The following is a 2,506-nucleotide window of genomic DNA, read 5'->3' on the forward strand; positions in this document are numbered from 1 at the left end:
TGGCACAAGAAGGCCGAGGACATCCTTGCCTCAGTCGCTCGCGCGGCGCGAGCGCTGGGCAAATGATTTTCAGTGGTATTTCTGAAACACCACACTAGGCTCTGTACGAAATCCCAAGAAACTGAGTCGAAGCCCCTCGGAAGCTAAAATTCTGTAGGGTTCTCCGCCATCTACGGAAAGGAATTCTGTGATGGCAAAGCGTTACGAACTCTCGGACGAGGCCTGGGATGTGGTCTCCGATCTCTTCATCGAAACCCATGGCCGGGGGCGACCGCGTCTGAGCGACCGCCTGATGCTCAAACGCTTGCACTTGAGATTGAATGAGCAAGGCTTGATCGATTTGCAAACCTGGATGATCGACTCAACTGCTGTACGCGCAACCCGAGCCTCATCTGGCGCCGGGAAAAAAGGGGGCCTGACGAGCCTGCCGATCACGCTCTAGGTCGCAGTCGCGGTGGACTGACCACCAAGATCCACATGCTCTGCGACGCGAACGGGACACCGCTGCGTTTTCTCCTCTCTGGCGGTCAAGCCAGTGACATTAGCTACGCCCAGCCACTGCTGGACGACGTAAGCATTCCATCAGGCCAACGAGGTCGTCCGCGCAAGCGTTGCAAGTGGCTGCTTGCCGACAAAGGCTACGACGCCGAAGCGCTTCGCCGCTACTGCGACCAATATCGAATGCAGCCCGTCATCCCGCTGCGCTCGATGAAACGCATACCCAAGCCCGGCTTACCCAGACTGTTTGATCGGCCCAAATACCGACAGCGCAACATCATCGAGCGCATGTTTGGCTGGCTGAAAGAGAATCGCCGCATCGTGACACGCTTCGACAAGCTCGCGAAAAGCTACGCCGCCATGGTCTCACTGGCTTGCTCCATGCGGTGTTTGAGACATCTCTTTTCGTACAGAGCCTAACGCCCCCTGAAGCAGCTCCGCGAGCGGAATACTCTCACGCTGCGTTGATAGTGATTTAACAAAGATCCTCCGTGGTTCAAGCAGCACCCTGCTGTTTTGACACATGGAGGTTTCAATGCAAGGCACAGTTTTTCTGCCCGATTCGCATGTCATCGGCCGCCCCCCGATACCTGTCCTATTTCCACCACTTTTTCCCTTCGGCCTTCCTCATTGGCCTTATCCCGCTGGCGGCCCACTAGTTCCAGCACTCCCCCCAAATTCGCCTCCAGCAATGCCAAATTCTGCGCAAATTCTTGAAGCAATTCACGAAGATGCTAAGAAACCTTTAGACCTTCGAACACTAGCCGCCGCAGTGGATGTCGAGATTGAATCAGCAATCGTGGAGGCCGGGTTAAATCGGGATAATGCTACCCACAGAAGACAAATAATAGAGTCGCTCGCAATAAGGAAATTAGACGCTCTCGAAACCCATGAAGCCAACGTAAACAAACTGGTAGGGCACCATCCTCTTTGGAAATCCACTGCTGCCACGATAATCGCTTACGAACAGCGGTACGGAAGCATTGATGATGACCCGGAACTTTTTATTCAAAGAATCACATACAGTTACGCCGCAGCGAGAAGCCGCGACTATGCAGCTGTCGAGATCTACTACTTTTCCACCCTGTTGGCCGGATCCACTACAGAGGAAATTCGAGCACGCGTAAATGCTCGGGCCTTGGTCGAAGCCGAACGCATCGCCGCAAAAGCCGCCGCCAAAGCCGAGGCCGAACGCATCGCCGCAGAAGCCGCCGCCAAAGCCGAGGCCGAACGCATCGCCGCAGAAGCCGCCGCCAAAGCCGAGGCCGAACGCATCGCCGCAGAAGCCGCCGCCAAAGCCGAGGCCGAACGCATCGCTGCAGAGACTGAATTAATTCGCCTCGCAAACACCTACTCTGCATCTGGCTCTGTCGCAGTAACAGGATCGGTAATTATCACTGCAGTAGGCACAGTCGTATCCACTTCCGCAGAATATTTATTAAGAGGCGTGATTGGGGCCGCCGTTGGCGCAGTTAGTGGATTTACTGCTAGCGTTGGCGCAGGGTTCGTGGTCGGTGTTTCGGCTCTTTTCTACTCTCCAAACCTCGGGAATGGCGAGCTTCCTCGCCGCTATTCCCTGCAGACCCCGTTATCCGATCTAGATCCCCAACTCAGTGTCCAGTTGGCCGCAAGTGCAGCCGCTTCGGCTTCATACATCGATCTTCCCTACCGCTTCAGCTCTCAGCTCAACGCTAATGACGATTCGGAAATTTTTGCCGTCAAGACGGGCGGGGAAGTCGTGCCTTCGCAGGTGCGTATCCTAACTGCCTCATACGACACTCAACGCAATGTATATACGGCCACTACGGCAGACGTACCACCACGTACCCTGACCTGGACACCTATCGTCACGCCAGGCGATAGCTCAACAGGATTGCCCGCCGATCAGCGCGATACACCGAGTGCGATCCATGAACCCCACCTACCGCCAGATGGAGCTTCGATTTACCGTTGCATCTCCGGTGAGCAGTTCCACGGCAGCAGCGCTTCGTAGTCCTCTACCGACGAG

Annotated in this window: 1 protein-coding gene and 1 pseudogene; both read left to right on the top strand. The window is 55.6% G+C overall.

Going from position 1 to position 2,506, the window contains the following annotated elements; translation table 11 throughout:
• Positions 1–190: 190 nt before the first annotated feature.
• Positions 191–918, top strand: a pseudogene (locus HU766_RS25895) (IS5 family transposase).
• A 115-nt stretch (positions 919–1,033) separates the two neighbouring features.
• Positions 1,034–2,491, top strand: a complete 1,458-nt coding sequence (locus HU766_RS25900; RefSeq protein ID WP_186661816.1) for an S-type pyocin domain-containing protein — start codon at positions 1,034–1,036, stop codon at positions 2,489–2,491.
• The last annotated feature ends 15 nt before the right edge of the window (positions 2,492–2,506 follow it).

Source organism: Pseudomonas sp. SWRI77 (assembly GCF_014269105.1).
Lineage (GTDB): Bacteria > Pseudomonadota > Gammaproteobacteria > Pseudomonadales > Pseudomonadaceae > Aquipseudomonas > Aquipseudomonas capeferrum.

Coding starts and splice junctions, on each gene's coding strand:
- HU766_RS25900 (WP_186661816.1), top strand. CDS start 1,034: ATGCAAGGCACAGTTTTTCTGCCCGATTCGCATGTCATCGGCCGCCCC.